The 24,885-nt window shown below is 70.9% G+C and carries 24 protein-coding genes; 19 read left to right on the plus strand and 5 right to left on the minus strand.

The window, feature by feature from the left end; all coding sequences use genetic code 11:
• The first annotated feature begins 10 nt into the window (after positions 1–10).
• Entirely contained in the window at positions 11–2,299 is a 2,289-nt protein-coding gene (locus BLT36_RS08825; protein WP_092094026.1) for a polyribonucleotide nucleotidyltransferase, read from the plus strand.
• Positions 2,300–2,540: 241 nt separating this feature from the next.
• Here BLT36_RS08825 and BLT36_RS08830 read toward each other — a convergent pair whose 3' ends face one another.
• On the minus strand, positions 2,541–3,068 hold the full coding sequence (locus BLT36_RS08830) for a YbhB/YbcL family Raf kinase inhibitor-like protein (RefSeq protein WP_092094028.1): 528 nt from the start codon (positions 3,066–3,068) through the stop codon (positions 2,541–2,543).
• A gap of 382 nt (positions 3,069–3,450) precedes the next feature.
• On the minus strand, positions 3,451–4,098 hold the full coding sequence (locus BLT36_RS08835) for a TetR/AcrR family transcriptional regulator (protein ID WP_092094029.1): 648 nt from the start codon (positions 4,096–4,098) through the stop codon (positions 3,451–3,453).
• Between the two features lie 260 nt (positions 4,099–4,358).
• Between BLT36_RS08835 and BLT36_RS08840 the strand changes: the two genes are divergently transcribed.
• The gene (locus tag BLT36_RS08840; protein ID WP_092094031.1) at positions 4,359–5,693 is read left to right on the plus strand and encodes a M16 family metallopeptidase; all 1,335 of its coding nucleotides are present in this window, start codon (positions 4,359–4,361) and stop codon (positions 5,691–5,693) included.
• An 8-nt stretch (positions 5,694–5,701) separates the two neighbouring features.
• Positions 5,702–6,304 carry a histidine phosphatase family protein gene (locus BLT36_RS08845; protein WP_092094033.1) on the plus strand — a complete coding sequence of 201 codons (603 nt, stop codon included), beginning with the start codon at positions 5,702–5,704 and terminating at the stop codon, positions 6,302–6,304.
• Between the two features lie 69 nt (positions 6,305–6,373).
• Here BLT36_RS08845 and BLT36_RS08850 read toward each other — a convergent pair whose 3' ends face one another.
• Positions 6,374–6,865, minus strand: coding sequence for a GNAT family N-acetyltransferase (locus BLT36_RS08850; protein ID WP_092094034.1), 492 nt, complete (start codon positions 6,863–6,865; stop codon positions 6,374–6,376).
• A gap of 23 nt (positions 6,866–6,888) precedes the next feature.
• On the opposite strand from BLT36_RS08850, the gene BLT36_RS08855 reads away from it, so the two are divergent.
• Together BLT36_RS08855 and BLT36_RS08860 are read left to right on the plus strand one after the other, a co-directional pair.
• On the plus strand, positions 6,889–7,635 hold the full coding sequence (locus tag BLT36_RS08855; RefSeq protein WP_254787461.1) for a 4-hydroxy-tetrahydrodipicolinate reductase: 747 nt from the start codon (positions 6,889–6,891) through the stop codon (positions 7,633–7,635).
• Positions 7,636–7,689: 54 nt separating this feature from the next.
• On the plus strand, positions 7,690–8,103 hold the full coding sequence (locus BLT36_RS08860) for a tetratricopeptide repeat protein (RefSeq protein ID WP_092094532.1): 414 nt from the start codon (positions 7,690–7,692) through the stop codon (positions 8,101–8,103).
• A gap of 43 nt (positions 8,104–8,146) precedes the next feature.
• Here the strand turns inward: BLT36_RS08860 and BLT36_RS08865 are convergent, their stop codons facing one another.
• On the minus strand, positions 8,147–9,058 hold the full coding sequence (locus BLT36_RS08865) for a TIGR01777 family oxidoreductase (protein WP_092094038.1): 912 nt from the start codon (positions 9,056–9,058) through the stop codon (positions 8,147–8,149).
• Positions 9,059–9,176: 118 nt separating this feature from the next.
• Between BLT36_RS08865 and BLT36_RS08870 the strand changes: the two genes are divergently transcribed.
• The 14 genes from BLT36_RS08870 (at position 9,177) to dapF (ending at position 24,083) form a co-directional block, all read left to right on the plus strand.
• The gene (locus BLT36_RS08870) at positions 9,177–10,007 is read left to right on the plus strand and encodes a thymidylate synthase (protein ID WP_217638273.1); all 831 of its coding nucleotides are present in this window, start codon (positions 9,177–9,179) and stop codon (positions 10,005–10,007) included.
• Complete coding sequence (locus BLT36_RS08875; RefSeq protein ID WP_092094039.1) at positions 10,007–10,534, plus strand: dihydrofolate reductase; 528 nt, start codon at positions 10,007–10,009, stop codon at positions 10,532–10,534. Before BLT36_RS08870 ends, BLT36_RS08875 begins: the two co-directional genes overlap by 1 nt.
• A 113-nt stretch (positions 10,535–10,647) precedes the next feature.
• The gene (gene dapA / locus BLT36_RS08880; protein ID WP_092094536.1) at positions 10,648–11,625 is read left to right on the plus strand and encodes a 4-hydroxy-tetrahydrodipicolinate synthase; all 978 of its coding nucleotides are present in this window, start codon (positions 10,648–10,650) and stop codon (positions 11,623–11,625) included.
• A 48-nt stretch (positions 11,626–11,673) separates the two neighbouring features.
• On the plus strand, positions 11,674–13,350 hold the full coding sequence (locus tag BLT36_RS08885; RefSeq protein ID WP_092094041.1) for a ribonuclease J: 1,677 nt from the start codon (positions 11,674–11,676) through the stop codon (positions 13,348–13,350).
• 101 nt (positions 13,351–13,451) lie between these two features.
• The gene (locus BLT36_RS08890; RefSeq protein WP_092094043.1) at positions 13,452–16,367 is read left to right on the plus strand and encodes an FtsK/SpoIIIE family DNA translocase; all 2,916 of its coding nucleotides are present in this window, start codon (positions 13,452–13,454) and stop codon (positions 16,365–16,367) included.
• On the plus strand, positions 16,364–17,017 hold the full coding sequence (gene pgsA, locus BLT36_RS08895; RefSeq protein ID WP_092094045.1) for a CDP-diacylglycerol--glycerol-3-phosphate 3-phosphatidyltransferase: 654 nt from the start codon (positions 16,364–16,366) through the stop codon (positions 17,015–17,017). The genes BLT36_RS08890 and pgsA overlap by 4 nt, the downstream gene beginning before the upstream one ends.
• Positions 17,014–17,523, plus strand: a complete 510-nt coding sequence (locus BLT36_RS08900) for a CinA family protein (protein WP_254787463.1) — start codon at positions 17,014–17,016, stop codon at positions 17,521–17,523. The genes pgsA and BLT36_RS08900 overlap by 4 nt, the downstream gene beginning before the upstream one ends.
• A gap of 153 nt (positions 17,524–17,676) precedes the next feature.
• Positions 17,677–17,985: a helix-turn-helix domain-containing protein gene (locus BLT36_RS08905; protein WP_058742950.1), complete on the plus strand. Its 309-nt coding sequence runs from the start codon at positions 17,677–17,679 to the stop codon at positions 17,983–17,985.
• A gap of 153 nt (positions 17,986–18,138) precedes the next feature.
• Positions 18,139–18,363: a DUF3046 domain-containing protein gene (locus BLT36_RS08910; RefSeq protein ID WP_092094048.1), complete on the plus strand. Its 225-nt coding sequence runs from the start codon at positions 18,139–18,141 to the stop codon at positions 18,361–18,363.
• A gap of 267 nt (positions 18,364–18,630) precedes the next feature.
• Positions 18,631–19,692 (plus strand): recombinase RecA, encoded by a 1,062-nt coding sequence (recA, locus tag BLT36_RS08915; protein ID WP_092094049.1) that lies wholly within the window; start codon positions 18,631–18,633, stop codon positions 19,690–19,692.
• A complete protein-coding gene (locus BLT36_RS08920) occupies positions 19,689–20,708 on the plus strand; it encodes a regulatory protein RecX (protein WP_092094051.1) in 1,020 nt (339 codons plus the stop codon). Before recA ends, BLT36_RS08920 begins: the two co-directional genes overlap by 4 nt.
• Before the next feature lie 63 nt (positions 20,709–20,771).
• Positions 20,772–22,262 (plus strand): tRNA (N6-isopentenyl adenosine(37)-C2)-methylthiotransferase MiaB, encoded by a 1,491-nt coding sequence (gene miaB / locus BLT36_RS08925; RefSeq protein ID WP_092094053.1) that lies wholly within the window; start codon positions 20,772–20,774, stop codon positions 22,260–22,262.
• The gene (gene miaA, locus BLT36_RS08930; RefSeq protein WP_092094054.1) at positions 22,249–23,196 is read left to right on the plus strand and encodes a tRNA (adenosine(37)-N6)-dimethylallyltransferase MiaA; all 948 of its coding nucleotides are present in this window, start codon (positions 22,249–22,251) and stop codon (positions 23,194–23,196) included. Before miaB ends, miaA begins: the two co-directional genes overlap by 14 nt.
• Complete coding sequence (dapF, locus tag BLT36_RS08935; RefSeq protein ID WP_092094056.1) at positions 23,193–24,083, plus strand: diaminopimelate epimerase; 891 nt, start codon at positions 23,193–23,195, stop codon at positions 24,081–24,083. Before miaA ends, dapF begins: the two co-directional genes overlap by 4 nt.
• A 149-nt stretch (positions 24,084–24,232) precedes the next feature.
• On the opposite strand, the gene BLT36_RS08940 is transcribed toward dapF, so the two are convergent.
• A complete protein-coding gene (locus tag BLT36_RS08940) occupies positions 24,233–24,844 on the minus strand; it encodes a class I SAM-dependent methyltransferase (RefSeq protein ID WP_092094058.1) in 612 nt (203 codons plus the stop codon).
• Between the last annotated feature and the right edge of the window lie 41 nt (positions 24,845–24,885).

Genomic DNA, 24,885 nt, shown 5'->3' on the forward strand with positions numbered 1-24,885 from the left:
AGGCACCCTTTTGGAGGGTCCCGAGATCAAGTTCGCCGAGGCCGTCATCGACAACGGTCGGTACGGCAAGCGCATCGTCCGGTTCGAGACCGGTCGGCTCGCACAGCAGGCCCAGGGCGCGGTCGCCGCGTACCTCGACGAGGAGACCATGCTCCTCTCGGCCACCAGCGCCGGCAAGCACCCGCGTGAGGGCTTCGACTTCTTCCCCCTGACGGTCGACGTCGAGGAGCGCTCGTACGCCGCCGGTAAGATCCCCGGTTCGTTCTTCCGCCGTGAAGGCCGTCCCAGCACCGAGGCGATCCTCGTCTGCCGTCTCATCGACCGGCCGCTGCGCCCGTCGTTCGTCGACGGCCTCCGCAACGAGGTTCAGATCGTCATCACCGTCCTGAGCATCGCTCCGGACGAGTTCTACGACGCGCTCGCGATCAACGCGGCGTCCGCGTCGACGCAGATCTCCGGTCTGCCGTTCTCCGGCCCGATCGCCGGTGTGCGCCTCGCGCTCATCCCGGGTGCGAACGGCTCCGACCAGTGGGTCGCCTTCCCGAAGGCGTCGCAGCTCGCCGAGGCCGTCTTCGACCTCACCGTCGCGGGCCGCGTCGTCACCGACGAAGCGGGCAACGAGGACGTCGCGATCATGATGGTCGAGGCCGAGGCCACCGAGCACAGCTGGGACCTCATCCAGGGCGGCGCCACCAAGCCCGACGAGGCCGTCGTCGCGCAGGGTCTCGAGGCGGCGAAGCCGTTCCTCAAGGTCCTCGTCGAGGCGCAGGCGAAGATGGCCGCGCAGTCGGCCAAGGAGATCCAGGACTACCCGGTCTTCCCGCCCTACGCGCCCGAGGTCTACGACGCCGTCGAGGCGATCGCCCTCTCCGAGCTCGGTGACGTCTACAAGATCGCCGGCAAGCTCGAGCGCCAGGACGCGGACGACGCCCTCAAGGCCCGCGTCAAGGAGGCAATCGCCGCCAAGGTGTCGGCCGGCGAGCTCCCCGAGAGCGCCAACGGTCAGGTCAGCGGCGCTTACAAGTCGGTCACGAAGAAGGTCGTCCGCGGCCGGATCCTGACCGAGCAGGTCCGCATGGACGGCCGCGGCCTCGCCGACATCCGTCCGCTCGACGCCGAGGTCGCCGTGATCCCGCGCGTCCACGGTTCGGCGATCTTCCAGCGCGGCGAGACCCAGATCCTGGGCGTCACCACGCTGAACATGCTCAAGATGGAGCAGCAGATCGACTCGCTGTCGCCCGTCACGAAGAAGCGCTACCTGCACCACTACAACTTCCCGCCCTACTCGACCGGTGAGACCGGCCGCGTGGGTTCGCCGAAGCGTCGCGAGATCGGGCACGGCTTCCTCGCCGAGCGCGCCCTCGTGCCGGTGCTGCCGTCGCGCGAGGAGTTCCCCTACGCCATCCGTCAGGTGTCCGAGGCCCTCGGCTCCAACGGTTCGACGTCGATGGGCTCCGTCTGCGCCTCGACCCTGTCGCTCCTCAACGCCGGTGTGCCGCTCAAGGCCCCGGTCGCGGGCATCGCGATGGGCCTCGTCTCCGACACCGTTGACGGCCAGACCCGCTACGCGGCGCTGACCGACATCCTCGGTGCCGAGGACGCACTCGGTGACATGGACTTCAAGGTCGCCGGGACCTCCGAGTTCGTCACCGCGATCCAGCTCGACACCAAGCTCGACGGCATCCCGTCGTCGGTGCTCGACGCCGCGCTCAAGCAGGCCAAGGAAGCGCGCTCCGCGATCCTCGGTGTGCTGACCGAGGCGATCGACGCCCCCGACGAGATGGCGGACACCGCGCCGCGTGTCATCTCCGTGCAGATCCCCGTCGACAAGATCGGCGAGCTGATCGGCCCGAAGGGCAAGACGATCAACGGCATCCAGGACGAGACCGGAGCCGACATCTCGATCGAGGACGACGGCACCGTCTACATCGGCGCCGTCGACGGTCCGTCGGCCGAGGCCGCTCGCGCCCAGGTCAACGCGATCGCGAACCCGACGAACCCGGAGATCGGGGACCAGTTCCTCGGCACGGTCGTCAAGATCGCGACGTTCGGTGCGTTCGTGTCGCTCCTCCCGGGCCGCGACGGTCTGCTCCACGTCTCAGAGGTCCGCAAGCTCGCCGGTGGCAAGCGTGTGGAGAACGTCGAGGACGTGCTCGGCGTCGGCCAGAAGATCCTGGTCGAGGTCACCAAGGTGGACGACCGCGGCAAGCTCTCGCTCGCCCCGGTCGTCGCGGACGAGACCGAGTCGGCTCCGGCCGAGACGGTCCGTGCGCACGCCGAGGACCCCGCCGAGGGTTGATCCCTCCCGCGTCCTGACGCACGAACGGCCGCCGTCCCTTCCGGGGCGGCGGCCGATCGCCGTTGCGGGGGCGCAGCGCTGCCGGCGGGCGCCACGCGCAGTTGCCGGCGGGTGCCACGCGCGGCCGAGTCTCGTGGCGCCCGGCCCGAGACTCGGCGTCGGCGACAGTTCTCGGGCCAGCGGCCGCGAGGAGTGTCCTTCAGGCCGAGTCTCGCGCGGGCGAAGCCGTGCGCGGCCCGGGTCAGGCGGCGGGCGTCTCCTGCGTGCCCACGAGCTGCGCGCGTCCGAGCAGGTGGTCGCGGAGCAGGAACCCGACGATCGCGGGGGTCGCGTCGGCCGGTGCCTCGAGGACCGGCACGTCCAGTGCGCTCAGCGTGAAGAAGTACCGGTGGGGTCCGTGCCCGGCGGGCGGCGCGGCACCGAGGAACGTGTCCGTGCCGAACTCGTTGCGGCGTCGGAGTGCCTCGGCGGGCAGCAGCGCGTCGTCGGTCCCGGCGTTCTGCGGCAGCGAGGTGGCGCTGCCGGGGATGTCGGTCACGCTCCAGTGCCAGAAGCCCGAGCCGGTCGGGGCGTCGGGGTCGTACACGGTGAGCACGTAGCTCTGCGTGCCCTCGGGTGCGCCGGACCACTCGAGCGCGGGGGAGCGGTCCTCGCCGCCGGCATCGGTGCCGCGCGCCCAGTCGGGCAGGGCGGCGCCGTCGGCGAAGTCGGGGCTGGTCAGGGTGAAGGACGGGACCTCGGGGAGGTTCCAGTTGGGGTCGTTGGCCATGCCCCCAGCCAACACCCGCTGCCTCGGACGGTGCTCGGCGTCGTCGCACGGTGCCGACATCGTCACTCGGTGCGCAGTTGACGGGCCGGTGCGGGCCTGCAGGCCCGCACGAGGCGATCGACCGCGCACCGGGTGGCGGGCCCGGCAGGCGGGTGGACGTACGAGGACGCCGGACTGGAGGCGCGGTGCGGGCTGGACCCGCGCCTCCAGGCCGTCAGATGGTCGCGAAGGCGACACTCGTGTGCGGTGGACGCGCGTCGGTGCCGCGAGCGCGACAGATCCACGCCGAGATGTCGCGGCGATCTGTCGCTTTCGCGGGAGGGGGCGCGCGACAAGCGAGGGCGCGCGCGTCAAGCGAGGGGGCGCGAGAAGAGGGCGCGCGTCAGGCCGCGAGCACGCGCTCGACGACCCGGCCGAGGGCCGCCGTCGCCGCGATCGCGTCGCCGGCGTAAGCGCCGGACATCGCCCCGTCACGCGCGAGCATGAGCTCGTCCGCACCGTCGCCGGGCAGCGCGTGCCCGGCGTCCTGCAGCAGCTCGGCGAGCCGCTCCGTGTACCAGTCACGGTGCATGGCGACGACCTCGCGCACGGGATCGCGGGGGTCGTGGTACTCGGCGGCGGCGTTGAGGAACGCGCAACCGCGGAAGTCGGGGTCGTTGACCTCGTCGGTGAGGGCGGCGACCCAGGCGCGGACGGCCTCGGTGGGGGCGCCGGCGTCCGCGATGAGCTGTTCCATCCGCTGCTGCACGTGCTCGTGCTGGGTGCGGATGTAGGCGAGGATCAGGTTGTCCTTCGACCCGTAGTGCTTGTAGAACGTCGCCTTCGTGACGCTCGCCTCGGAGATGAGGCGGTCGACGCCGACGCTGTGGATGCCCTCTTCGTAGAAGAGCCGCGTCGCGGTCTCGAGGATGCGGACCTTCGCGCCGCCGGAGCGGGGAGCCGGGGGGACGCTCGACCCGTCCGGCGACGCGAGGTTCGTGCTCGGCCCAGGGAGACGCTGGACGGTCGGTTGGGGGGAATCGACCGTCACAGCGTGGCTCCTTGGGGTCATCGGCTCCGCGGCGGCGGAGTGGGGGGACTCGTACCGCGCAGGACTGATGTCCCGAGCCACCGGATCGAAATCTAGGGGGGCTTCCGATCCGGTAACAAGACTGTACCACAAGGAGGACAGACAGACGAGTCTTTCTATCCTCATTTCATGTACCCCTCTTCGAGTGACACCGTGCTGACTGCGTGTGCGCCTGTGGAAACTGGGCGACCGGCCCCGCGGGGTCAGTAGGCTCGTCTGCGATGAACCACCCAGTGCCGTTGCCGCTCGAGGCCCCGGACACGTCGTTCCTGACGTCCGGGGGCGCCTTCGTCCGCCGATCCGTCCTGCCTTCGGGCGTGCGGGTCCTGACCGAGGCGATGCCCGGCGCGAGTTCCACCAGCCTCGGCTTCTGGGTGGGGGTGGGATCGCGGGACGAACGCGAGGGGCAGTTCGGCTCCACGCACTTCCTCGAACACCTCCTGTTCAAGGGCACCGCGACGCGCTCCGCGCTCGACATCGCGATCTCCTTCGACTCGGTCGGCGGCGAGCACAACGCCGCGACCGCGAAGGAGTACACCTGCTACTACTCCCGCGTCCGTGACGCCGACGTGCCGATGGCGGTCGAGGTGATCGGCGACATGGTCACCGGTTCCGTGCTCGAGTCGGTGGCGTTCGACGTCGAGCGGGGCGTCATCCTCGAAGAACTGGCGATGGCCGCGGACGACCCGGCCGACGTCGCGGGCGAGGCGTTCTTCGCCGCTGCCTTCGACGGGCACGCCCTCGGCCGGCCGATCGGCGGCACCCCGGAGAGCATCCGCGCGGTGCAGCGTGACGAGGTCCTCGCCCACTACCGCGAGCACTACGCCCCGAACGGCATCGTCGTCACCGCGGCCGGTGCGGTCGACCACGACCGCTTCTGCGAACTGGTCGAGGCGGTGTTCCGCGACGCGTCCGGGGCCTCGCCGCTGGCCCGCCGGACCCCGCAGCCCGTCGCCGACCCGGCGATCCCGAAGCTCTCCGTCGTGCACCGTCCCACCGAGCAGGTCAGCATGCTCCGCGGGTCGCAGGGGCTCGACCTCCGCGACGAACGCCGTCCGGTGCTCAGCGTGCTCAACGCCGTGCTCGGCGGCGGCATGAGCTCCCGCCTCTTCCAGGAGGTCCGCGAGCGCCGCGGTCTCGCCTACGCGGTCAGCTCGTTCGCGCCCGCCTACCTCGACAACGGGGCGTTCGGCGTCTACGCCGGCTGCGCGCCCGACAACGTCCCCGGGGTGATCGAGATCATCGACGCCGAGTTCCGCCGGATGGTCGACGAAGGCATCACCACGGACGAGCTCCGACGGGCGAAGGGCCAGATCGAGGGCGCCCTCACGCTCTCGCTCGAGGACTCCGACGCCCGGATGACCCGCCTCGGCCGATCCGAGCTCGGCACCGGCGAGTTCACCGACCTCGCCACCGCCCTCGAACGCGTCGACCGGGTCACCACCGGCGACGTCCTCGACCTCGCGCGGGACCTCCTGACGCGTCCGACGATCACCTCGGTGGTCGGTGCCGTGCAGCAGGACGAGCTCGCGGCCGCCATCGGGATCGGCGGTTGAGCACCGACATGTCGCACTACCTCTACCTCGTCCGGCACGGTGAGCACCAGGACGCGGAACACGGCCTGCGGGACGGCAAGCTCTCGGAGCGCGGCAAGCGGCAGTCGATGCTCGTCGCCGACCGACTCGGCGGCGTGCCGTTCGACGGCGTGTACCACTCGCCGCTCGAGGCGCCGAGCGAGACCGCGTCGTTCCTGGCGCAGCGGTTGCCGGCGATCCAGCCCGAGCCGTCGACCCTGCTGTTCGACTGCATCCCCTCCGGTCCGACGCCCGACATGCCGCACGCCTACCAGGGCTGGTACGGCGGCATCACCGAAGAGGAGATCGTGGCCGGCCAGGCGCAGATGGGCGACGCCGTCGCCGAGTGGTTCACACCGGCGCGCGAGGACCGGCACGACCTCCTCATCACGCACAACGCGGTGATCGGCTGGTTCGTGCGCGAGGCGTTCCAGGCTCCGGAGTGGCGCTGGATGGGCACGAACGTCGCGCACACGGCGCTCACGATCATCCGGATCCGGTCGGCGAAGCCCGCCGAGGTCGTCACGCTGAACGACCTCGCCCACCTGCCGGTGGAGCTCCGCACGGGGCTGCCGGTCGGCCAGCCCGTCTGAGTCGCCCGGCCGACGGTCGGTGCGACGTGCCTGCGCTCGTGGTCGGCATGCCCGGAGGCGCAGATCGCCTCAGCGGATCGGCTTGCGGTACCAGGCGGTCGCGTTCGGGTTCTCGTTGAACGGCGCGGTGCGCGCGTAGCCGCGGCTGCGGTACATGGCGCCGGCGGCGACGAGGGAGTCGTTGGTGTCGAGGACGACCGCCGTCGCACCGAGTCCGACCGCCCCGGCCTCGAGGGCGTCCATCACCGCGGTCGCCACACCCCGTCCACGCCCCTCGGGGGTGACGAAGACGTGCTTCACCTCGAACCGGACATCGACCGCACCCGTCTCGTCACGGCCGTCCGGGATGCGTCGGAGCCCGCCGCACCCGACCGCCAGGCCGTCGTCGTACGCGACGACGAAGGTGCCGTTCGGCGGTGTGAACTCCGCCGCGGGGGTGCGCTTCCGCGAGTAGGCGCCCTGCGCGCTCGGGAACGTCGCCTCCCGCTCGTCGAGGTAGGCGTCGAGCAGCACGTCGACCTCGGGGATGTCTGCAGGCACGGTCCTGACCTCGAGCGTCATGTGTCGATCCTAGGATGGGAGCCATGGTCACTCCCGTCGCCGTCGTCGGCGCCACCGGTCGTCTCGGGGGCCTCGTGGCCGCCGTCGTCGAGGAACTCCCGGAGTTCGAGCTCGTCGCGAGCCTGTCGTCGAAGGACGGTGCGCACGAAGCGGGGCCGTCGGTCTTCGGGGGAGCGGCACTGGTCGTCGACGTCACGGTGCCCGCGCTCAGCCCCGCGATCGTGGACAACGCGTTGGCGAGCGGCGCGAACGTGCTCGTCGGCACGTCCGGCTGGTCCGGGGACCGCTTGGCGACGCTCCGCGCCGGGCTCGAGGCCCGCCCCGAGCAGGGCGTCTTCGTGGTCCCGAACTTCTCGATCGGGTCGGTCCTCGGCACCCACCTCGCGACGATCGCCGCGCCGTGGTTCCCCTCCGCCGAGATCGTCGAGACGCACCACGCCGGCAAGATCGACTCGCCCTCGGGCACCGCGGTCCGCACGGCGGAGCTCATTGCCGAGGCCCGCCGTGAGGTCGGCCCCGTCGAGGCCCCGCACGTCGACCAGCGCGCCCGCGGGCAGCAGGTCGCCAGCGTGCCGATCCACTCCCTCCGCCTGCCCGGCGTGAAGGCCGTGCAGGACGTCCTGCTGAGCGGCCCGGGCGAGACCCTGACGATCCGCCACGACACGAACGACGACGTCGCCTACGTCGCCGGCATCCGCGCGGCGTTGTCCGCCGTCCCGTCGATGCGCGGCCTGACGGTCGGCCTCGGCAGCGTCCTCGGCATCGGCTGACCCGCCGTGGGCATCGCTCGGTCGCTCCGGTCGCCGTTCTGGGGCGCGGCCCTCATGACGGTGCTGCTCGCGCTGTACATCGTCCTCGTCGGGCAGCGCGCGGTCGCGTTCATCGACACCGGGCTGCCGATCGGGATCGGCATCGGGGTGGCCCTGTTCGTGGTCGCGGCGATCGGTGCGCTGCTGCTCGTGCTCGAGTTCCGCTTCGGGGTCCGCATCACCCGCCTCGGCGCCCGGCTCGAACGCGAGGGTGCCGCGCCGGCCGACGTCGTCCCGGTGCGCCCCTCCGGCCGACCGCTGCGCGAGGCCGCCGACGAGCTCTTCCCGACCTACAGGGCCGCGGTCGAGGCCGACCCGGAGGACTGGCGCGCCTGGTACCGCCTCGGTGTCGTCTACGACGCGGCCGGTGACCGCAAGCGGGCGCGTGCCGCGATGCGGACGGCGCTCACCAAGGCGAGCGCGCACTGAGGACGGAGGCGCGTGGCGGAACCGCCCCGCGCCTCCCGGTCCGTCAGAAGGCGGCGTCCACCGCGTCCTCCGCGCGCGTGTACCGGAACGCGTAGCCGGACTCGAGCAGCTTCGTCGGCACCATCTGCTGACTCGACAGCAGCATCTCGTCGGCGGCGTCGCGCAGGACGAACCGGAGCGCGAACTCGGGGAGCCGGAAGAGGTACGGCCGGTGCAGGTCCTCGGCGACGCGCTTCGTGAGCCGGTCGGCCACGGCGGGCTCCGGGCCGGCGAGGTTCACCGGTCCGCTGACCCCGGACGCCGTGGGACTGGTCGCGAGGTGCACGATCGCACCGACCTCGTCCTCGAGTGCGATCCACGGCCAGTGCTGGCCGCCGGTGCCGAGTCGGCTGCCGAGCCCGGCCTTCGTCAGGGGCACGAGCGGTGCGAGTGCGCCGCCGCCCTTCCCGACGACGATGCCGGTCCGGAGGGTGACGACGCGGACGCCCTCGGGAGCCCCGTTCGCCGCGGCCTCCCACACGGTGCAGACCTCGGCGAGGAAGCCGCGACCCGGCGCCGCGTCGTCCTGCAGCACGTCGGAGGGGCGGTCACCGTAGACGCCGGACGCCGACCCGGACAGGAACAGCGCCGGCGGTGTCGCGGCGTGCCGCATCGCCTCGACGAGCGTGTCGGTGGCGTCGACGCGGGACTGCTCGATCTCGCGCTTGTACGTCTCCGTCCACGGCAGCTTGCCGATGTTCGCTCCGGCGAGGTTGATCACCACGTCGGCGCCGTCGAGGATCGCCGGGTCCAGCGGGCGGCTGCCGGGCGACCAGCGGAACTCGGTCGCCGTGCGCGGTTCGCGCCGGACGAGTGTGGTCACGTGGTGCCCTGCCTCGCGCAGGGCGCGGACGAGGGGCGTCCCGATGAAGCCGGACGCGCCGGCCACCAGGATCGAGAGCGGCTGTTCCGCCATGTGGGCCTCCTTGGCAGCAACGCTACTCAGCAGTCTGGAGGCGCGGGGGACACCGGCGGGTCGGTCACGGTCCACGGGTGGTGACGTGCAGGTCGGTGGTCGCGTCTAGGCTGCTGCCGTGACCGACAGCGAGACCGTGCAGCCCGACGCCTCCGTTCCGACTCCCTACGAAGACCTGCTCCGCCGGGTGCTCGAAGAAGGCGCGCCGAAGGGTGACCGCACCGGCACCGGCACGCGCAGCCTGTTCGGTGCGCAGCTCCGCTACGACCTGTCGAAGGGCTTCCCGCTCATCACGACCAAGCGCGTGCACTTCAAGTCGGTGGCGTACGAGCTGCTGTGGTTCCTCCGCGGCGACGGCAACGCCCGCTGGCTGCAGGAGCAGGGCGTCCGCATCTGGAACGAGTGGGCGGACGAGGACGGCGACCTCGGCCCGGTGTACGGCGTGCAGTGGCGCTCGTGGCCGACCCCGTCGGGCGAGCACATCGACCAGATCGCCCAGGTCATCGAGCAGATCCGGACCAACCCGGACTCCCGCCGGCTCATCGTCTCGGCGTGGAACGTCGCCGAGGTGCCCGAGATGGCGCTGGCCCCGTGCCACGCGTTCTTCCAGTTCCACGTCAACGACGGCAAGCTCTCGTGCCAGCTGTACCAGCGGAGCGCGGACATGTTCCTCGGTGTCCCGTTCAACATCGCCTCGTACGCGCTGTTGACCCACATGATCGCGGCGCAGACCGGGCTCGAGGTCGGCGACTTCGTGTGGACCGGTGGCGACTGCCACGTCTACGACAACCACGTCGAGCAGGTCGAGGAGCAGCTGACCCGCACGCCGTACGCGCTCCCGACGCTCGAGCTCGCACCCCGCGACTCGATCGACGACTACGAGTACGAGGACTTCACCGTCGTCGGCTACCACCACCACCCGGCGATCAAGGCCGCGGTCGCCGTCTGATGTCGTCGTCGGTGGCCCCGGGGGAGTGGACCGAACCGGTGCGGGGCATCGGGATGGTCTGGGCACGCTCCACGAACGGCGTGATCGGCGCGGACGGTGCGATCCCGTGGCACATCCCCGAGGACCTCGCGCACTTCCGCCAGGTCACCGGTGACGCGACGGTCGTGATGGGTCGGCGCACCTGGGAGTCGCTGCCGGAGCGCTTCCGACCGCTGCCCGGGCGCCGGAACGTCGTACTCACCCGCGACGACGCCTGGCGTGCCGCCGGGGCCGAGGTCGCGCACGACCTGGCCACCGCGCTCGACACCGACGAACGGGTGTGGATCATCGGCGGCGGCGCGGTCTACACCGAGGGCATGGCCTTCGCGGACCGCGTCTCCGAGACCGTCATCGACGTCGAGGTGTCCGGTGACACCACGGCACCGGACTTCGACGACGCCTGGACCCTCGTCGACGAGGGGCCGTGGCAGGAGTCCCGGAACGGAGGCACCCGCTACCGGTTCCTCGAGTGGCGGCGCCGCGCCTGAGTGCCGACCACCTGACGGACGTGCCGGGCGAGGCAGGGCGATCCGTGCCTCCCGGCCCCGTACCGTCCACGCGGACGGCGGACCTCGCGCGCATCCCCGGTACGCTGGTGCCCGTGTCCCCGCGTGAGAATCCCTTCGGTCAGGTCCTCGTCGCCCTCGTGACCCCGTTCACGGCCGACGGCGAGGTCGACTGGCCCGGCGTCGAGCAGCACATCGACGACTGCATCACCGCCGGTGCCGACGGCATCGTCGTGACCGGCACGACCGGCGAGACGTCCACCCTCACCGACCCGGAGAAGCTCCGGCTCGTCGAGGTCGGCAAGTCCGTGGCCGCGGGCCGCGCGAAGATCATCACCGGCGGCGGCTCGAACGAGACCGCCCACGCGATCCACCTCTACAAGCAGAGCGAGCGGGCCGGCGCCGACGGCGTGATGATCGTCACGCCGTACTACAACAAGCCGACGCAGTCCGGTGTGCTCACCCACTTCCGGATGATCGCCGACGCCACCGACCTGCCGGTCATCCTGTACGACATCCCGGGCCGCACCGGCATCCCGATCACCTACGAGACGATCGTGCGGGCGTCGCACCACCCGAACATCCTCGCCGTGAAGGACGCCAAGGGCGACTTCGCCGAGGTGTCCCGGGTGCTCAACAACACCGACCTCATGTACTTCTCCGGTGACGACACCAACGTGCTCCCGCACCTGTCGATCGGCGCCACCGGGCTCATCGGCGTCACCGCGAACATCACGTCCACGCCGTACCGCACCATCGTCGACGCCGTGAACCGCGGCGACCTCGCGACCGCGACCGCCGAGCACAAGCGCGTCGAGCCCCTCGTCCGTGCCGTCATGACGCACGTGCCGGGCACCGTCGCGGCGAAGTACATCCTGCACGGACTCGGCCGCATCGGCAGTCCGCGCGTCCGACTGCCGCTCGTCGGCCCCGAGGACTCCGAGGCGTACGCCATCGAGACCTCGCTCGAGGCCGTCCGGGACATCCCGGGCGCCGACTTCTCCAACTTCCGCCCCGACCGCAACGCAGCGGCCGGCGGCGCACTGCCAAAGGTGCCAGGCACCACCCGCTAGCGAACACGCGGCGCGCAGCACGCGCGTCGCCCGAATCCGTAGGACCGAATGCCCACACAGATCTCCACACCGCAGCCGCTCGAACCCGGAACCCTCCGAGTCATCCCCGTCGGGGGACTCGGCGAGATCGGTCGCAACATGACCGTCTACGAGTACGAGGGCAAGCTGCTCATCGTCGACGCCGGCGTGCTGTTCCCCGAAGAGCACCAGCCCGGGGTCGACCTGATCCTGCCGGACTTCTCGCCGATCCGGGACCGCCTCGACGACGTCCTCGGCGTCGTGCTCACGCACGGCCACGAGGACCACATCGGCGCCGTCCCGTACCTGCTGAAGCTCCGCGACGACATCCCCCTGATCGGCTCCACGCTGACCCTCGCGCTCGTCGAGGCGAAGCTCAAGGAGCACCGGATCAAGCCGTACACGCTCGTCGTGGCCGAGGACCAGACCGAACAGCTCGGCCCGTTCCACCTCGAGTTCGTGGCCGTGAACCACTCCATCCCGGACGCCCTCGCCGTCTCGATCACGACCCCCGCCGGTCGTGTCCTGCACACCGGTGACTTCAAGATGGACCAGCTCCCGCTGGACGACCGCATCACGGACCTCCGTGCCTTCGCCCGCCTCGGCGAGCAGGGCGTCGACCTGTTCCTGCCGGACTCCACCAACGCGGACGTCCCCGGCTTCACCGCTCCGGAGCGCGACATCGGCCCGGTGCTCGAGAACATCATCACGCGCGCCCGCAAGAAGGTCGTCGTGGCGAGCTTCTCGTCGCACGTGCACCGTGTCCAGCAGGTCCTCGACGCCGCCGCCGCCGCGAACCGCAAGGTCGCGTTCATGGGTCGCTCGATGATCCGCAACATGACGATCGCCGCCGAGCTCGGTTACCTCCGTGTGCCCGAGAACGTCCTCATCGACACGAAGAAGGCGAAGAACGTCCCCGACGACCAGATCGTCTACATGTCGACCGGGTCCCAGGGCGAGCCGATGGCCGTGCTCGCACGCATGGCCAACCTCGAGCACCAGATCGAGATCGGCGAGGGCGACACCGTCATCCTCGCCTCGTCGCTCATCCCGGGCAACGAGAACGCCGTGTACCGCGTCATCGACGGGCTCACCAAGCTCGGCGCGAAGGTCGTGCACAAGGGCAACGCGAAGGTGCACGTCTCCGGGCACGCGTCGGCCGGCGAGCTCCTCTACTGCTACAACATCCTGCGTCCGCGCAACGTGCTCCCCGTCCACGGCGAGCACCGCCACCTGTACGCGAACGCCGACCTGGCGATCCAGACGGGTGTCCCGCCGCGCAACGTGATCCTCGGACAGGACGGCATCGTCGTCGACCTGAAGGACGGCGTCGCGACGGTCGCCGGGCAGCTCGACATCGGGTACGTGTACGTGGACGGCTCGACCGTCGGCGAGATCACCGACGCCGACCTCAAGGACCGTCGTGTCCTGGCGGAGGAGGGCTTCATCTCGATCTTCGCCGCGGTGGACTTCACCACCGGCCAGTGCGTGATCGGCCCGGAGATCCAGTCGCGCGGCTTCGCCGAGGACGACTCGGTGTTCGATGACGTCCGTCCGCAGATCGCCAAGGCGATCGCCGAGGCGGCCGCCAACGGCACGCGCGACTCGCACGCCTTCGGGCAGGTCGTCCGCCGCACGGTCGGCCGCTGGGTGAACACGAAGCACCGGCGCCGTCCGATGATCGTCCCGGTGGTCATCGAGGCGTAGCGACGTCCGTCCGTTCTGCCGGGAGGCCCGCCCCACGTCCGTCACGGACGCTGCGGCGGGCCTCCCTTGGTTTGTCCTGAGTGGGGATTAGGGTTCTGCCCATGGCCGGAGGCACCAAGTCGACCACGCGCTCGCGCGCGTCCTCGTCGTCCCGTGGAAGCGGAACGCGCGGTCCGTCGCGCACCCAGGCCACGACGAAGAAGCTGCCACCGGCGGCACCGAGCCCGGTGTTCCGCGAGCAGAACCCCGTCGTGACCGCCTGGCTCGCCATGGCGCACGGCGTCGGGGCGGTGTTCCGGCTGCTCGGCAAGGAGACACTCGAGAAGGACCAGCGTCGCGACGGCTTCCCGTTCCTGCTGTTCGTGCTCGCGATCGCCGGCGCCGTCGTGGAGTGGCTCAACCCGACGAACTCGGTGTCGGTGGCGCTCGATGCGTACACGTTCGGCGGCTTGTTCGGACGGCTGGCGTTCGCGCTGCCGGTCATCATGGTCGTCTTCGCCGGCTGGCTCTTCCGGCACCCGGCCTCGGTGCACGACAACACCCGCATCGGGATCGGTCTCGGGCTGCTGCTCGTGTCGATCGCCTCCCTCTGCCACGTCTTCGGCGGGCAGCCGACCGCGCCCGACGGCATGCCCGCGCTCGCCGCCGCCGGTGGTGTCATCGGGTGGGTCGTCATCGGCTGGCTGGTCACGATCGCCACCGCGTGGGTCGCGGTCCCCGTCGCGATCGTGCTGCTCGTCCTCTCGCTGTTCATCATCACGAAGACCCCGCCGAACAAGCTCGGTCGTCGCCTGCACGAGCTCTACGCCTACCTGTTCGGCGCGCCGGCCCCCGCGGCCGAACCCGAGGCCGAGGTCGCTGATGCACCCGCTGCGCGCACCCGGACCACCAAGAAGCGCGGCACCAAGGGCGACACCGACTTCCAGCTCTTCGACGACCTCGGCTTCGAGGCCGACCGGGCGACCGGTGGCGAGGACGAGGGCGAGCCCGGCACGATCCCGTGGTGGCGCCGCAACAAGTCCGGGCGTGAAGAGGACCCGGCGTACGACACCCCGGTCATCACCGCCGCCACCGCGGCTGCTCCGGCCGCGCCTGTCGCCCCCGTGGCGAACCCCAACGCGGGCGCTGCGGCCGGCCTCGTCGACCACACGCCGGCCGAGCCGACATCGGTCAACCTCAACGACTCCGTCGAGCACGACCTCCAGGTCGCCGAGCAGGCGCTCCGTGACTTCGGCACCGAGGTGCCGGACCGTTCCGCAGCGCCCGAGGTGATCCGTCCGGACGCGGGCGTGTCCCCGGTGGTCTCCCCGCCCCTCCCGGTCGACGACGTCGACGTGACGGACGTGACCGACGTGGCGGACGCCGACGGCCTACCGTCCACCACGGCGTCCGACGAGGACCCGTCCGCGCCGTACCGGCTGCCCGCCGCCACCACGCTGAGCTCCGGCTCGCCCTCGGTCGCGCGCAGCCAGGCCAACGACGACATCGTCGCCGCGATCACCGGTGTCCTCACCGAGTTCAAGGTCGATGCGAAGGTCACCGGCTTCTCCCGCGGCCCGACCGTCACCCGGTACGAGATCGAGCTCGGTCCGGGCGTGAAGGTCGAGCGCGTCACGGCCCTCTCGAAGAACCTGTCGTACGCGGTCGCCTCGAACGAGGTCCGGATCCTGTCGCCGATCCCGGGCAAGAGCGCCATCGGCGTCGAGATCCCGAACACCGACCGCGAGACCGTGTCGCTCGGCGACGTGCTGCGTTCCAACGCGGCGCGGAAGTCCAAGCACCCGATGACGATCGGCGTCGGCAAGGACGTCGAGGGCGGCTTCGTCGTCGCCAACCTGGCGAAGATGCCGCACCTGCTCGTCGCCGGTTCGACCGGTTCCGGCAAGTCGTCGTTCGTCAACTCGATGATCACGTCGCTGCTCATGCGCGCGAAGCCGTCCGAGGTCCGCATGGTCCTCGTCGACCCGAAGCGCGTCGAACTCTCGATCTACGCCGGGGTGCCGCACCTCATCACGCCCATCATCACGAACCCGAAGAAGGCGGCGGAAGCGCTGCAGTGGGTCGTGAAGGAGATGGACATGCGGTACGACGACCTGGCGTCGTTCGGCTTCCGGCACGTCGACGACTTCAACAAGGCCATCGAGAACGGCGAGATCGTGCTGCCCGCGGGCAGCGAGCGGAAGCTCAAGCCGTACCCGTACCTGCTCGTCGTCGTCGATGAGCTCGCGGACCTCATGCTCGTCGCCCCGCGCGACGTCGAGGAGTCGATCGTCCGCATCACCCAGCTCGCCCGCGCCGCCGGGATCCACCTCGTCCTGGCGACCCAGCGACCCTCTGTCGACGTCGTCACCGGCCTCATCAAGGCGAACGTGCCCTCGCGCCTCGCCTTCGCGGTCACGAGCGTCACCGACTCCCGCGTCATCCTCGACCAGCCGGGCGCCGACAAGCTCATCGGGCAGGGCGACGCGCTCTTCCTGCCGATGGGGTCGTCGAAGGCGATCCGCGTGCAGGGTGCCTGGGTGCAGGAGAGCGAGGTCGCCGAGGTCGTCCAGCACGTCACCCGGCAGGCCCGCCCCGAGTACCGCCAGGACGTCCAGGCCGTGGTCGAGCGCAAGGAGATCGACGCGGACATCGGCGACGACCTCGAGCTGCTGCTCGCGGCGGTCGAACAGGTCGTCTCGACGCAGTTCGGGTCGACCTCGATGCTCCAGCGGAAGCTCCGTGTCGGGTTCGCGAAGGCCGGACGCCTGATGGACCTGATGGAGTCCCGCGACATCGTCGGCCCGTCCGAGGGTTCGAAGGCGCGCGACGTCCTCGTCACGGCGGACCAGCTGCCGTCGGTGCTCGCGAAGCTGCGGGGCGAGGAGCCGCCGGTGGCCCCGGCCCCGGCCTTGCCCGCCTCCGCAGACGACGGTGACCGGTACAGCGCCGACCCGGTGGGGGACATGACCCGCGGGTACGATGAAGTCGACGACGGGCCCGACGAGGACGCGTGGGGACTGACGGGCAGGGAGTGAGTGCGATGACCGCCTCGAACGGTACGGACACCTCGCACGGAGCACGCTTCCCGTGGCGCGGTCGGCTGCTGCGCAAGGGCCCCGGCCCGGCGTCCACGGCGAACGTCGCGAACATCATCACCGTCGTGCGCATCCTCATGGCGCCGCTGTTCTTCGTGCTGCTCCTGAGCGATGCCGGCAACGACGGCGCGATGCGGATCTGGGCGGCGGTCGTGTTCGTCGTCGCGATCGTCACGGACAGCGCCGACGGCATCATCGCCCGACGGCAGAACCTCGTCACCGACTTCGGCAAGCTCGTCGACCCGATCGCTGACAAGGTGCTCATCGGCGGGGCGCTCGTCGCGCTGTCGATCCTCAATGAGCTGCCCTGGTACGTGACCGTCCTCATCATGGTCCGCGAGATCGGCATCACGGTGTTCCGGTTCGCGGTGCTGTCCGACCGGGTCATCCCCGCCAGCCGCGGCGGCAAGATCAAGACCGTGCTGCAGGCCGTCGCGCTGACCGCCGCCCTGTTCCCCTGGTGGAACGTCGTCGGCGACTGGGCGCACTGGGTCAACGGCATCCTCATGACCGCCGCGTTCCTGGCAACGATCCTGAGCGGGATCGACTACCTGTGGCAGGCATGGAAGCACAACCGCAGCGCAGCGTGACCGACGCCCAGCCACCCGTCCCCGTCGCACCGGGGCTCATCGCCGAGTTGACCGCCCGCGGCGAGACCGTGGCGGTCGCCGAGTCCCTGACCGGGGGACTCGTCGTCGCGACCCTCGTGGGCGTCCCGGGCGCGAGCGCCGTCGTCCGAGGCGGTGTCGTGGCCTACGCGACGCCGATCAAGCACGAGCTGCTCGACGTCGCGGCCGACCTGCTCGCCTCGAACGGCGCGGTCGACCCCGAGGTCGCAAGGCAGATGGCGTCGGGTGTCCGGATCGCGATGAGCATCGACGGCGAACCCGCCACGTGGGGGATCAGCACGACGGGCGTCGCCGGCCCCGATCCGCAGGACGGCAAGGCCGTGGGTACGGTGTACGTCGGGATCGCGTCGGCGGACGGGGCCACGGCGTACGAACTGCACCTCGACGGCGACCGGGATGCAATCCGGCACGCCACCGTCTCCGAACTCCTGGCACGGATGTCGTCCACAATCCGGGCGCGGGAATAGGTCCCGTTTCCACTGGGTTACATCTCACGCAATCTCCAGCAGGACGGCAGCCCACGTGGCTAGCATGCTGCAACGGCAACGCTACAGTTGCTGAACCCGAACTCGGCCATCCGGATCGAGCGGGCGCGGAGACGACAGAGAGGAGGAGTTCTCATGGTTCTCGTTCGTCAGGAAATCGGCGACGTTCTGCGGGACTTCCGCTTGCAGAAGGGCCGGACCCTCCGTCAGGTCGCGTCCAAGGCCAGCGTTGCTCTCGGGTACCTCAGCGAGGTCGAGCGCGGTCAGAAGGAAGCCAGCTCGGAGATCCTCGCGTCCGTCGCGGACGCGTTGGACACCCCCATCTCGACCATCATGCGTGAAGTGGGCGACCGCCTCGCGGTGGTCGAGGGCCTCACCCCGGTCCCCGACACGCTCCCCGACGACCTCGTCGCCGAGTTCGACAACGACCTCGCGGTGCGCTGACGCCACCGCACACGAACGCCCCCGCCGGATCACCGGCGGGGGCGTTCCTCGTTGCGGGGCAGGTGCCGCCGAGTGGGGTGATGCGTGCGCGCTGCCGGGCGCGGGCCGTTCGTGCCGTGCGGTGGCTCGGGCCGTCGTCGTTAGGCTGGAACGATGCGGGTGAGTGAGTTCTGGCGAGCCGTCGACCAGGTGTTCGGTGAGGCCTACGGTGCGGTCGTCAGCCGCGACGTCGTGCTCGAGGAGCTCGGCGGACGGTCCGCGGCGGACGCCCTCGACGCGGGGATCGACGCGCGCCGTGTCTGGGAGGCGCTGTGCGACTCGCAGGACGTCCCGCTCGACAAGCGGCACGGCAAGGGGCTGGCGGAGCCGCACGACTGACCTCGGGTGCCCGGGCACCCGAAACTGTGTTCGGCGTGTTGCTCGAACGGGTGTTCGATCGGTGGTAGCTTCCTCCACAACGGCGCTGGACGGGGACTTCATCCACAGATCGCGCGGTCACGGACAGTCATGTCGGTGGCCCGCCCTAGGTTCGAAGTCAACGGGAACAGCCCGAAGCCTTGTCGCAGCAGCACTGGCCTTGCACCACCGGCCGGCGTGAACGCGACAGCCTACAGGCGGCCGACATCGAGCACGAAGGAGCACCCCATGCCATCACCGGCAGACCGCGAGAAGGCCCTCGAGACCGCACTCGCTCAGATCGACAGGCAGTTCGGCAAGGGTGCGATCATGCGCCTCGGGTCGGATGAACGCGCCCCGGTCAACGTCATCCAGACCGGGTCGGTGGCGCTCGACGTCGCGCTCGGCATCGGTGGCCTGCCCCGTGGCCGCATCGTCGAGATCTACGGCCCGGAGTCGTCGGGTAAGACCACGCTGACGATCCACGCCATCGCCAACGCCCAGCGCGCCGGCGGCATCGCGGCGTTCATCGACGCGGAGCACGCCCTCGACCCCGAGTACGCCAAGAAGCTCGGTGTCGACATCGACGCGCTGCTCGTGTCGCAGCCCGACACAGCCGAGCAGGCGCTCGAGATCGCGGACATGCTCGTCCGCTCCGGCTCGATCGACCTCATCGTCATCGACTCCGTCGCGGCGCTCGTGCCCCGCGCCGAGATCGAGGGCGAGATGGGTGACTCCCACGTCGGTCTGCAGGCGCGCCTCATGTCCCAGGCCCTCCGCAAGCTCGCCGGTGGGCTGAACCAGACCCAGACCACGATGATCTTCATCAACCAGCTGCGCGAGAAGATCGGCGTGTTCTTCGGTTCCCCCGAGACCACGTCCGGCGGTAAGGCGCTGAAGTTCTACGCGTCCGTCCGACTCGACATCCGGCGCATCGAGACGCTCAAGAGCGGGACCGACGCCGTCGGCAACCGCACCCGCGTCAAGGTCGTCAAGAACAAGATGGCGCCGCCCTTCAAGCAGGCCGAGTTCGACATCCTGTACGGCGTGGGCATCTCGCGAGAGGGCTCGCTCCTCGACTTCGGTGTCGACCACGGCATTGTCAAGAAGTCGGGTGCCTGGTACACCTACGACGGCGACCAGCTCGGGCAGGGCAAGGAGAACTCGCGTTCGTTCCTGATCCAGAACCCGGAGATCGCAGCGGAGATCGAGGGCAAGATCCTCGCGAAGCTCGGTGTCGGCGGCGCCAAGGCCGAGGTTGAGGCTCCGGTCGAGATCGCGCCGAAGATCGCGGAGCGCAAGGGCGCGTGACGACCGACCACGACGACGAGGGCCTCGCACCGGTCACCGACCTGTTCGGTGCGAGGTCTCGTCGCCGTCCCTCGGCGCCGCCCTCGCCGGACGAAGCGCAGGCCACCCGGAACCCGACTCGGAACCCGACCCGTGACGCGACGCCGAACGGGTTCGATCCGGATCAGTTCGCGCCGATCGAGCGGATCGCCGCAGCTCGAAGCCGTGCTGCCGATGCCGCAGCGGCCGATGCCGATGCCGATGCCATCGCGGGGGACGACATCCCCGAGGACGGCGCGGCCGAAGGCGATGCCGACGCGGACACCCCCGTGCCGCTGCCGTTCACGGGCTCCCGAGCGCAGCCCGAGTGGGTGTCGCCCGTCGTCGGGGACGGCACCGGCCGGAGTGCCCGGGCTGAGCAGGACGGCTACGACGACACTCCGACCGCCGAAGCGACCACCGCGTCGGTGTTCGCCATCGCCAGCGGGGACGAGATCGACCCGGCCGATGCTCCGCGCCCGATCGACGAGCAGCGTGCCGACGCCGAGCGTCTCAGCATGCGCGCGCTCGGCCGCAAGGGCGTCAGTGAGTCCGAGCTCCGGACGATGCTCACGAAGAACGACCTCGACGCCGACGTGGTCGACTCCGAGATCGAACGGCTGACGCGCGTCGGACTCCTCGACGACGTGGCCCTCGCGACGGACCTCGTCGACCGCTTGCACGACCGGAAGGGTCTCGGTCGCCAGGGTGTCGTGGCCGAGCTCCGACGCCGCGGGATCGACCAGGCGGCGATCGACGCTGCGCTCGACGCCGCTGCCGACGACGAGGACGACGAGTTCGTCCGCGCGATCGAACTCGCCCAGAAGCGCGCCGGTCAGCTCCGCGGGCTCGACCGGGCGACTGCGGAGCGCCGACTCTCGGGGTTCCTCATGCGCAAGGGCTACAACGGCGGCGTGGTCCGCATCGCCGTCGAGCGTGCGCTGGACGGCGGCGGGCGACCCCCGGCCGGCCCGCGCGGCTCCGTCCGGTTCGAGTAGCGCCCGCGGGTCGCGGTGGTGCTGGCCTCCACCGGGCGCGGACGGTTTTACACTGAGATCACCATGGCCACCCTCGCAGCGCCCCGCACCTACGAAGTCCGCACCTACGGGTGCCAGATGAACGTGCACGACTCCGAGCGGCTGAGTGGCTCGCTCCAGGCCGCCGGCTACGTCGCCGCCGACGGCACCCAGGCGGACGTCGTCGTCATCAACACGTGCGCGGTACGCGAGAACGCGGACAACCGCCTGTACGGCAACCTCGGGCAGCTCGCGGGCATCAAGCGCGAGCACCCGGGCATGCAGATCGCCGTCGGCGGGTGCCTGGCGCAGAAGGACAAGAACGTCATCCTCGAGAAGGCGCCGTGGGTCGACGTCGTGTTCGGCACGCACAACATGGGGTCGTTGCCCACCCTGCTCGAGCGGGCACGGCACAACGACGAGGCGCAGATCGAGATCCTCGAGTCGCTCGACGTCTTCCCGTCGACGCTGCCGACGAAGCGCGACTCCACGCACAGCGGGTGGGTGTCCATCTCGGTCGGCTGCAACAACACGTGCACGTTCTGCATCGTCCCGTCGCTCCGCGGCAAGGAGAAGGACCGCCGCCCGGGTGACGTCCTCGCGGAGATCCAGGCGCTCGTCGACGACGGTGCGATCGAGGTCACGCTGCTCGGCCAGAACGTGAACTCCTACGGCGTCGAGTTCGGCGACCGGCAGGCGTTCGGCAAGCTGCTTCGCGCGGCGGGTCAGATCGAGGGCCTCGAGCGCGTCCGCTTCACGAGCCCCCACCCGGCTGCCTTCACGGACGACGTCATCGACGCGATGGCCGAGACGTCGAACGTCATGCCGCAGCTGCACATGCCGCTGCAGTCCGGATCGGATCGGATCCTCAAGGCCATGCGCCGCAGCTACCGGAGCGAGCGGTTCCTCGGCATCCTCGACCGGGTGCGCGCAAAGATCCCGAACGCGGCGATCTCGACCGACATCATCGTCGGGTTCCCGGGTGAGACGGAGCAGGACTTCGAGGACACGCTCCGCGTCGTCGAGCAGTCCCGGTTCGCCTCGGCGTTCACCTTCCAGTACTCGATCCGCCCCGGCACGCCCGCGGCGACCATGGACGAGCAGCTGCCGAAGCAGGTCGTGCAGGAGCGCTACGAGCGGCTGGTCGCCCTGCAGGAGCGGATCACGGCCGAGGAGAACGCGAAGCAGGTCGGACGCAGCGTCGAGGTGCTGGTCGCCACCGGCGAGGGCAAGAAGGACGAAGCGACGCACCGGCTGTCCGGGCGCGCGGAGGACTCGCGGCTCGTGCACTTCGCGGTGCCCTCGGGTTCCGAGGTGCCGCGCCCGGGCGACGTCGTCACGGTGGAGGTCACCCGGTCCGCGCCGCACTTCCTCATCGCCGACGGTGACGCTCCGCTCCGGATCCGCCGCACCCGCGCCGGCGACGCCTGGGACCGGGCGCAGGCCGAGAGCTGCGGCGTCCCGGCTCCGGCCGCACCCACTGACGGCCCCCGACCGGTCTCGCTCGGCCTGCCCACGCTCCGTGTCGGCCGCTGACGCGGCGAGCACCGATGCCGACCTGATCGCCGTCGTCGGTGCGACGGGCACCGGCAAGTCCGACCTCGGCATCGCGATCGCCGAACGCCTCCGTGCGGCCGGCCGTGCGGCGGAGGTCGTCAACGCCGACGCCATGCAGCTGTACCGCGGCATGGACATCGGGACCGCGAAGCTCTCGGTCGACGAACGGCGGGGTGTCCCGCACCACCAGCTCGACGTCCTCGACGTCACCGACGAAGCGAGCGTCGCCGCCTACCAGCGCGACGCCCGAGCCGACATCGACGCGATCCACGAGCGCGGCGGGGTCGCGGTGCTCGTCGGCGGGAGCGGCCTGTACGTGTCCGCGGTCCTGTTCGACCTGTCGTTCCCGGGCACCGACCCCGAGCTGCGCGCCCGGCTGGAGCGGGAGCACGCGGAGCTCGGCCCCGGCATCCTGCTCGAACGGCTCCGGACCCTCGACCCGACGGCCGCCGCGACCATCGACGCACGCAACCCGCGCCGCCTGATCCGGGCACTCGAGATCGCGAGCCGATCCGAGGTCGTCACCCCGAGCCTCCCGGCCGCGCCCCGCGCCTGGCGGCCTGCTCGGATCCTGCACCTGCGGCGCGATCGCGAGCAGCTCGTCACCGCCCTGCACGAACGCGCAGCGCGGATGTTCGAGCGCGGGCTGGTCGACGAGGTCCGTGCCCTCCGCGAGCGGGGTCTCGAGCGGGGGAAGACCGCCCGTGCCGCGATCGGGTACTCGCAGGCGCTCGAGGTCCTCCGCGGCGAGGCCACCCTCGACGAGGCCGTGGAAGCGACCGGCATCGCGACCCGGAAGTACGCGCGTCGGCAGGTGTCCTGGTTCCGGCGGTACGCCGACGCTGCGGAGCTCGACGTCACCGGTGCCGACCGGGCGGCGTTGACGGTGCTGGCCCGTAGGATCGTCCCGTGACCGAGCTGCACTTCACCAAGGGCCAGGGGACCGGCAACGACTTCGTCCTGTTCGCCGACCCCGACGCCACGGTCGACCTGACCCCCGAGCGCATCCGTGCGATCGCGGACCGCCGGTTCGGCGTGGGCGGCGACGGTGTCATCCGCGCAGTCCGGTCCGAATCCCTGCCGGAGGGACGGGCGCTCGTCGCCGAGGACCCGGCCGCGATCTGGTTCATGGACTACCACAACGCCGACGGCACGGTGGCGGAGATGTGCGGCAACGGCGTCCGCGTCTTCGCCCGCTACCTCACCGAGGCGGGCCTCGTCGAGCTCGCCCCGGGCGAGACCCTGACGGTGGGCAGCCGCAAGGGCCTCGTGGACATCCAGCGCACGACGAACGGCTTCTCCGCCGACCTCGGCCGCTGGGGACTCGGCATCGAGGGCGGCGGCGCGGACGACGTCCTCGTGCGCGCGAAGAACCTCGACAACGCCCGGCCGGGCCTCGGCATCGACGTCGGCAACCCGCACGTCGTCGTCGCCCTCGCGACCGAGGACGAGCTCGCCGACGTCGACCTCACGTACGTGCCCGTCCTCGACCCGGTGCCGGCCGCCGGCGCGAACGTCGAGTTCGTGCTCCCCGGCGACCCGCTGGTGCAGGACGGCGTCGGCCAGATCACGATGCGCGTGCACGAGCGGGGCAGCGGCGAGACGCTGTCCTGCGGAACGGGCGCGGTCGCGGCAGCGCTCGCGACGCGCCACTGGGCGGGCAACGGAGCGCCGGACACCTGGCGCGTGCGCGTGCCCGGCGGGGTCGTCACCGTGCGCATGTTCGCTGCGGAGGACGGCGAGCACGTCGCGCTCGCCGGTCCGGCGGAACTCGTCTTCTCGGGTGACCTGACGGTCTGACCCGACCACGGGCACTCGACCTGGAGGCACGACCCGCGTCACCGACGTCGCTGGCGCGGGCCGCGCCTCCAGTCCGACCGCCGCTGGTGCGTCGCCGAGGCGACCTCGCGCAGTCCGGAGGTGACCTCGCGCAGTCCGGACAGGGCCGGTCAGGCCGTGCGGTGCACCCGCAGGACCCGGAACCCCTTGTCGGTCGTCGCGCGGGACACGTGGAACGCGGCGTCGAGGGTCTGCTGCAGCCAGCGCTGCAACGAGTCCCCGCCGAGGTCCTTCGAGACGACCAGCCAGGCGTCGCCGCCCACCTCGAGCCGGGGGAGCCAGGTGAGCAGGATCTGGTGCAGCTCGTCCTTGCCGACCCGGATCGGCGGGTTCGACCAGATGGTCCGGAACCGGAGGTCGGCGGGGACGTCGTCGGGGAGCGCGACCGTGACGTTGTCGGTAGCGGCCGCGGCGGCGTTCGCCCGGGCGAGGCCGAGCACGCGCTCGTTGACGTCCACGCCCCAGACCCGGGCGTCGGGGGAGTGCAGCGCCATCGTGATCGCGATCGGACCCCAGCCGCACCCGACGTCGAGCAGAGCGCCCTCGGCCGCGGGTGGCGGCACGGAACCGAGCAGTACCCGGGTGCCACGGTCGAGTCCGTCGGGGCTGAAGACGCCCGCCGCGGTGGTCAGCGTGAGCGGCCGCCCGGCGAGGGTGACGTGGATCTGGCGAGGCCGTGCGTCGCTCTCCGGACTGGCCGAGAAGTAGTGGTCGTTCGCCATGGATGAACCGTACCGGGAACTCCGTGTGTCCCGAGCGCTGC

Origin of the sequence: Curtobacterium sp. UNCCL20, assembly GCF_900101675.1 — a bacterium.
In the GTDB taxonomy this organism is placed as follows: domain Bacteria; phylum Actinomycetota; class Actinomycetes; order Actinomycetales; family Microbacteriaceae; genus Curtobacterium.